This is a genomic window from Streptosporangium heterodermiicola (assembly GCF_051390675.1).
Lineage (GTDB): Bacteria > Actinomycetota > Actinomycetes > Streptosporangiales > Streptosporangiaceae > Streptosporangium.
In genome coordinates, this window is the sequence record NZ_JBPJSR010000010.1 from 367,055 (window position 1) to 374,217 (window position 7,163).

The window sequence follows — 7,163 nt, forward strand, 5'->3', positions numbered from 1 at the left end:
CTCGTACAGAACCTACGGTAGAGAGTAGGGGGACAAATCAGGAAAAGCTCTAGACAGCGCGGGAGTGAGACGATGACCACACTCGAGCACGGGCACGACACGCGCGAACGGATCCTCGACGCCGCCCGCCTGCTGTTCGCCGAGCGCGGCTACGCGGCGACCTCGCTGGCCGACATCGCCTCCGCCGTCGGCCTGACGAAGACGGCCGTCGCCTATCACTTCCATCCCAAGGACCGCCTCGCCACGGAGCTGGCCGCACCCGCCATCGAGGACATCGTGGCCCTGCTCCAGAGCGACTTCGACGACGACCGCGCCCTCGTCGAGGCCCTGGTGACCTTCGCGGTCAGGCACCGGGCGATCATCCGGCTGATCATGGAGGACATCAACTGCGCCGACGACGCGCCCCCCGGCTCCCCCGGCGAGGCCATCCGCGTCTTCCGCGACGAGATCTACGTACGCCTGGCCGGACCCGACCCCGACCCCGCCCACCGGGTCTGGGCCTGGGCCATGCTGGGCTCCCTCCAGTACGCGGTGGTCAAGACGATCGACCTCCCCCAGGAGGACGTCAGGCGGACCCTCCTGGCCACCGCCCTCGCCTCCCTCTGAGGCGTCCTCCCCGAGCCTCCTGAGGTCCCGGGCTGAAGCATCCTTTGAGGCGTCCTCCCGGCACCCCCAAGGCCCCCCGGATTCCCGGACGCCCCGGGATTTCCCGGGCCTCCCTCGGGCCGCCGCCCCGGAAGCCCCCTCACCCCGGAGGCCCCCTCACCCCGAAGGGGCGGCCTCCCCGAGAACGGGCGCCGGCGGGACCGTGGGATCGGGCGGCTCGGTGCTCTCCCCCGGATCAGGCCCGGGTCCCGGCCCGGGACCGCTCTGGCCCCCGACACCGACCGTGATCACGATCGTCGCACCGGACCTGGCGCAGGTGCCGGGCGCCACACTCTGCGCCAGTACCACCCCGTCCTGGCTCTCGCCGGTGACCAGCCGCGCCCGCGTCCGTACGGCGAACCCCGCCCCGCCGAGGGTGTTGGAGGCGTCGGTCGCGCTCTGGCCGGTGACCGGCGGCACCGGGACACCGTTCCTGGAGACGACGAGCCCCACCGCGCTCCCCGGGGAGACACGCTTGCCCGCGCCGGGGGTGCTCGCGAGCACCCGCCCACCAGGCTGGTCCGAGCAGCGCGTGCTGACCCCACCGGCGACCAGCCCGGCCTGGGCGAGCGCCGCCTGGGCGGCCCTCCTGGCGAGGCCGACCAGCGTGGGCACCTGGGTGCCGCCGGAGACCTGGAGGTCGACCCTGCCCTTCTTGGGCAGCGCGGTCCCCGGCGCCGGGCTGCTCGCGAGCACCTCGCCGAGCGGCCGGTCGGAGGTGACCGCCTTGACGGCCCCGGCGACCAGCCCGGCCTGTTTGATCAGGCGCGCCGCCTCGGAACGATCCAGCCCGACGATCGCGGGCACGACCACCGTGGCGGCGGGGGGCGGGAGGGGGGAGGACTTGACGCCCTCCGCGCGCGGGGGCCTGGCCGGGACCGTCGGCGGGATCGGGAGCGGCCTGATCGGAGCGCTCGTCCTGCCCTCGTGCGGCACGGTGTCGCCCTGGGAGGTGGACTCCACCGCGGGAACGACCGGCGGGGCGGGCGCGCCTCCGGGCGCGACGCCGCTCAGCGCCGGGACCAGGACTCCCACCAGTACGGCGGCGCTGATGAGCAGCGCGCCGGAGACCGCGACCGAGGCCCTGGTGGCCGCCTGCCCGGGGTGGGTCCTGGGCTCGTCGAAGTCCTCGCCCCCGGTGTGGAACGCGCGCCCGCCGGACCTCGCGCCCGCCGAGGACGCGCCCCCCGATCCACCGGCCCCGCCGGGCCAGGCCCGCCGACCGGCCCCCGACGCGCCCCACCGTCCGGAAAGACCCGCGACACCGAACCGGCCGGACTGACCGAACCGGCCGGACTGACCGGACTGACCGGACTGACCGGACTGACCGGACTGACCGGACTGACCGGACTGGCTGGGCTGACCGGGCTGACCGGAGGAAACGGAAAGGCCGGACGAGACGGAGAAGCCGGAGGAGACCGAAGGGCCGGAGGCGTCGAGCCCGCCGGGCGCGGGCGGGAATCCCGGCACCGGCGAGGACCGGGACCCGCTCACCGACCGGCCCCCGTCGTCGCCGAGCAGCGCGAGCAGCAGCTCCCTGCTGGAGGGACGGTTGCGGGGATTCTTGTCCAGGCAGTCGACCACCAGCGCGCCGAGCAGCCCGTCGAGACGGCCCAGCTGCGGGGCCGCGGTGAGGATCCGGTTCAGGACGGCCGCGATCGAGTCCTGCCCGAAGGGCGCCTGGGCGTTCGCGGCGAAGCACATCGTGGCGCCCCAGGCGAAGACGTCGGCCGCCGGGTTGATCTCGGCGCCCTCCACCTGCTCGGGCGCCATGTAGGCGGGGGTGCCCGCGCCGCGCCCGCTCTGGGTGGCCGCGGCGTCCAGCGCCCTGGCCAGCCCGAAGTCGATCACCCTCGGCCCGTCGGGGCCGAGCAGCACGTTCTGCGGCTTGAAGTCGCGGTGCACGATCCCGGCCCGGTGGATGGCCGCCAGCGCGGTGGCCGTACCGATGGCCAGGCGCTCCAGCCTGCCCCCCTCGCGGGGCCCGCTGACCGCGACCTCGCGGTGCAGCGACGGGCCGTCGACGTACTCGCTGACGATGTACGGCCGGTCGCCGTCCAGCCCGGCGCCGATCACCTGGGCCGTGCAGAACCGGGCCACCTGCTTCGCCAGCTCGACCTCGCGCAGGAAGACCTCGGGATCCTCCCCCATCGAACCGTGCAGAAGCTTGACCGCGTAGGGCTCGGAGCCGGTGTCGGGGCGCACCCCGACGTAGACCACCCCCTGCCCACCCTCTCCGAGACGCCCGATGATCTCGTACTCACCGAGCCCCGCCGGATCCCCCGTTTTGAGCGGCTGCGCATACGGCACGCGAGCCTCCCCTCGCCGCCACCCTTCTCACTCAAGAAGAAGCATCGCCGACAGTCAACGGGGATGAAGGTCTTGTCTCCCTCACCGTGACACTCATGTGATGCTCAGGTCAGGGCAAGCCACAACAGATCCCCTGAATACGAAGCTGCTTTTCCTCCCGACCCGATCATGAGACCCGCATCGGCGAAGTTTCTCCACGCCGACCCCGGCTCGTCAGATCAAGATGAGAGCTTCATACCGTTTTGTGGTATCAATGCCGGCACAGCGATCCTTCATCGAGGCGTGACGGGCCCGTGAGAACCTGCCCCGGCGCCATCCTGAGGGCCGGGCCACGAACCCCCTCGCCCAAGCAGCCCCACCGGCCATCCCCGCAACAGGAGAAACACCTCGAAGTTTAGCGCCGGGTACGGCCGTCTCGGCACCGGCGAGGTAGTGCCGGCCTCACGTCGAACGCGAAAACGAAGCGGCTCGTCTCAGACCGTGATAACCGCGAAAACCTGGCAAGGGCCAATAAAACGTGGCAGCCTTCTTCTGAGAAATCACCGTCTTTGCAGGGAGTGACTGAGATGACCGCTGGCAACGCCTTTTCAGGCTTCACCCCCAACCCATCCGCCATCAAAAGAATTTATGCAAGCAGTCTCGGCGAAATGATCGACACCGTTCGTGCCGCCCATGCACTCGGGCTGGGTGTCGTTCTCGCCAATCAGCTGGAGCAGGAACCTCAGGGAGGTTATTCGGAGGGGTGGATGCTCACACTTTTCGAAAGCGTCCCGCTCGTCGGCTCCGAGAGCCTCGGCGAGTGACCTGAGACCAGAGCCGGCCGCCCAAACGTGAAATCCGGGTTCGGCCCCGTGAACCGCGCGGGCCGAACCCGGCACACCCGCAGAACAGATCAAACAGGCCGTCGCCACCACGCCAGGACGACGTATCGGATCGAATCCGATATCGGAAGAAGTCCTGTGGGGAGGAACGGGCAGACCGATGACCAGAGCACAGCGGACGCGTATTCCCCGGCGGGCGCGGCAAGGATTCCGCGACTCCGGGTTGGTGAGGCACGGCCACGGGAAAGGGCTCCCCGGCACCGCCCAGTCTCGGCCGGGGTTCGCCCCCTCCGCGGCCCGTCATTCCGGCTCTTCCCGCTCCGCGGACCAGCTGCCAGCCGGGCAAGGTTGCGCGTACCCGAATTACCGGCTGTGTCTTTCCCGAATCCGGCCAAGCCGCCCCAGCATGCCCCGTCGCCACACGCTGGTCTCGAACACGGCCGCGAGTCCGAATGCCAGGACCACGATGGTCATCGCCCATGCCCACACTGATTCTTCGGGGTGTCTTGCGATGGCCCACCACGGCACCTGTCCGCCCATACCCGCTTTCCCGGATTCATAGAGGGGAACCAAGAGAAGCACGGGAAGAACCCAGCCGAGGGATCTTCCGAATACGGCGGCCGAAAAACAACCAAATCCGGTCCAGAAAACTATGTTTCTCAACACCAGAGAAGTCAGTTGCGCGGCGTCGCCGGCCAGTAAGGCGACTGTGGCCGTAGCGCAGGCGACCCCAAGGAGCACAGCCACGCAAACGAGGTCGACCACATTCACCCTCAATGCCGCCACCTGCTCGAAGTCAGCCATCGAGCTGCGCACAGCCAAAGTGACGACACAGGCATACGGGACAGGGGCAAGAATGGCAAGAGGCAGGGTTTCGTTGTCGCCGGGGAGCACCAGCGTGTTACGTCCCCATACTGCGATGGCGACACCGAGAAAAATAATCGCCACAGCCAGCAGCCCTAAGTGCCGAGCATGGACCACCCTTCCTAGGGCTTCCCTGGTGTTTCGCGAAGAAGCGACATCAGTCATTGCAGATTCCCATAACGAGAACCTGTTTCCGAGCCCACTCTTCCTGCCGGTATCGTGGAAGATTTAATGTCACTTCCACCTCCTTCCTGCTGGAGGGGGTCAGAGCGAAGGAATCCCATTCGGCATCTTGTAGGCGCCCCAACATCACTGAGCCTAACCAAGTATCCATCTTGGCCCGCGCCTGTATGCGCGGACGCCCATCCCTTTCACTCTCATATGCACCGCAGTTAGCCACGAGCGTCCATGTGAGCCTGAAAATCTGCAGCGACCTGAATGCCTCTCGGGTAATCCCCGGAAGCACACTTATTTCGATCTGCGAATCGGATGTGGCTATGCCAAGCCCTTCCTCCGAAACAAGGCCAGGAAACGACAGTACACCTTTGGTGGCGGTAATCACTTCCGAAGTCGCCTGAATGGCGTCAGGCAGTCGGGCCGCGTTCTCCGGCCACAGGCAGACCTGCGTATCCACCACCTTGCCGCAGGCGGGATTACCAGGAGGTTCACGATTATGCTGTGACGGCCCAACCACAATCAGAGCGGCCGCCGTCACAGCCACAGCTGCTCCGGAAGCCAGCCGTTTCCAAGCGACGTGACGCCTCCAGGCGGCCTGTGCGCCCAGAGTCAAGGCTGCGGCCACACACGCAAGGGCAAAAGTCAGGCGTACTGTCAGGGCAAGAGGACTCACTTCCTTGTTGGCCTCACCGAAGTAGGGAACCAACAAGGACATTATGAAGAGAGGAAAAAACGAGAGAAAAGCTGCCACCGGAGCTGCCAGCCGGTTTTTAACAACACTTCCCAATGCGTGACCGAGAGCGGCCGAGATCAGAACCGCGACGACCCCCAGAGCCAGGTAGCTGGTCCACAAAAAACCGGGAGGAGCCACCTGCGACGTGACGAACACCGCCACGACGGAAGAACCCGCCAGAGGTATCCAGGCGTAGGTGAGCGTACTCAGAAGATGCATCGCCTCGATCTGCCACCGCGGCCGGGCAGCGGTATCGAGCAGGTCTTCCGCGTTTCCGCGGTGCACACGCTGGGCCGACCACGCGGCGACCGCGGCTATCGCCACGCCGGGTAACTGCGTCGCGGCCACGATCACCTGAACGCTGGCTTCTGGCCAGACCGACTCCCACGACGCTCGCTCACGCAGCAACACGACCAACGCCAGGATTCCCATAGGGATGAACACCCAGAGGAAAGGAGAGCGGCGCAGTTCGATCCAGAAGATCCTCATCGTGTACCCACCTCGCCGCCCCGGAGAACGGAGGTGTAGCCGCGCTCCAGCTCGGTATCGCCCCGTGCTCCGCTGACGGATGCTCCAATCAACTTCTGAGGGGTACCGGAAAACACGATGGTCCCCTTGGACATTACGAGGAGCCTGTCGCAGACGGCGGCCACGTCTTCGACCAGATGGGTGCTGAGGACCACCGTGGCGTCACCGGACACGCGACGAGTCAGTTCGCGGAACTCCAGGCGCTGTTCAGGGTCGAGACCGACCGTGGGTTCGTCCAACAGCACCAACCGCACGTCACCGATGATCGCCTGAGCGATGCCGGCGCGTCTCAACATTCCTCCCGAGAGCGCCTTCATCTTCGTCCGAGCCTTGTTCCCGAGATCCACCGCCTCAAGGGCGTCCATGGTCGCCTTGTGGGCCTGTCGCCCGGGAATCTTACGCAACCACGCACAATAGCGCACGAATTCATAGACGCTAAACCCTGGATAGTAGCCAAAGTCTTGCGGCAGATAACCTAGATGCCGGCGCACCGCCCGTACATCGGCGTCTCTTTTCAGTTCGTGGCCGAACAGGCTCAGATGGCCGCTCTTGGGGGGCAAAACTGTGGCCAGGGTACGCAGCAAGGTCGTTTTTCCCGCGCCATTGGGGCCCAGCAAGCCGATAACCCCGTGATCGATGTCTATCGACAGCCCCTCGATGATCGGGTTTGACCCGTAACCCTGCGTCAACTCTTCGATCTGGACTACAGCACCCATCAGCACGCCCCTCCTGACGAAGCGACCGGCCCCAGTGAAGGACCGGCCGCTTGGGCCGCCGCTGGAAGCTCGCGACGACATTTACCAAATGACTGTACGCCGAATCAGCCGGTGAAGCCTCCATGCGTCGTGCCACAGACCTTTAATGCCTGCTTGTCGCCCTTACCCATAAACGAAATCCCAGCCGATCAGGCTATTCGCACAGCTTTTGGTCAGCGCCCAGGTACTGTACTGCTTGCTGGTCCAGATATCGGACTGCCAGTCGCAGTCCCAGACGCCCTGAACCCAGTTCGTGTCCGCGGGACCGCCCCGAATACACCCCAGGGAAGCGGACTTGGAAGTTTGCCGTTTCCCGTCACAGTTCCAGCT

At 66.6% G+C, this 7,163-nt stretch carries 7 protein-coding genes; 2 read left to right on the forward strand and 5 right to left on the reverse strand.

Annotated elements, in window-relative coordinates; translation table 11 throughout:
- Positions 1-72 precede the first annotated feature (72 nt).
- A complete protein-coding gene (locus tag ACSC1Q_RS23470) occupies positions 73-606 on the forward strand; it encodes a TetR/AcrR family transcriptional regulator (protein WP_436760847.1) in 534 nt (177 codons plus the stop codon).
- 156 nt (positions 607-762) lie between these two features.
- On the opposite strand, the gene ACSC1Q_RS23475 is transcribed toward ACSC1Q_RS23470, so the two are convergent.
- Complete coding sequence (locus ACSC1Q_RS23475) at positions 763-2,955, reverse strand: protein kinase domain-containing protein (protein WP_436760848.1); 2,193 nt, start codon at positions 2,953-2,955, stop codon at positions 763-765.
- 566 nt (positions 2,956-3,521) lie between these two features.
- Between ACSC1Q_RS23475 and ACSC1Q_RS23480 the strand changes: the two genes are divergently transcribed.
- On the forward strand, positions 3,522-3,758 hold the full coding sequence (locus ACSC1Q_RS23480) for a hypothetical protein (RefSeq protein ID WP_436760849.1): 237 nt from the start codon (positions 3,522-3,524) through the stop codon (positions 3,756-3,758).
- A gap of 381 nt (positions 3,759-4,139) precedes the next feature.
- On the opposite strand, the gene ACSC1Q_RS23485 is transcribed toward ACSC1Q_RS23480, so the two are convergent.
- From ACSC1Q_RS23485 to ACSC1Q_RS23500, 4 genes are all read right to left on the reverse strand, one after another.
- Positions 4,140-4,805, reverse strand: coding sequence for a hypothetical protein (locus ACSC1Q_RS23485; RefSeq protein WP_436760850.1), 666 nt, complete (start codon positions 4,803-4,805; stop codon positions 4,140-4,142).
- Positions 4,798-6,039: a hypothetical protein gene (locus tag ACSC1Q_RS23490; protein ID WP_436760851.1), complete on the reverse strand. Its 1,242-nt coding sequence runs from the start codon at positions 6,037-6,039 to the stop codon at positions 4,798-4,800. The genes ACSC1Q_RS23485 and ACSC1Q_RS23490 overlap by 8 nt, the downstream gene beginning before the upstream one ends.
- Positions 6,036-6,794, reverse strand: coding sequence for an ATP-binding cassette domain-containing protein (locus tag ACSC1Q_RS23495; RefSeq protein WP_436760858.1), 759 nt, complete (start codon positions 6,792-6,794; stop codon positions 6,036-6,038). The genes ACSC1Q_RS23490 and ACSC1Q_RS23495 overlap by 4 nt, the downstream gene beginning before the upstream one ends.
- Before the next feature lie 162 nt (positions 6,795-6,956).
- Positions 6,957-7,163, reverse strand: a 207-nt coding sequence (locus tag ACSC1Q_RS23500) for a hypothetical protein (RefSeq protein ID WP_436760852.1), incomplete at its 5' end; no start/stop codon positions are given.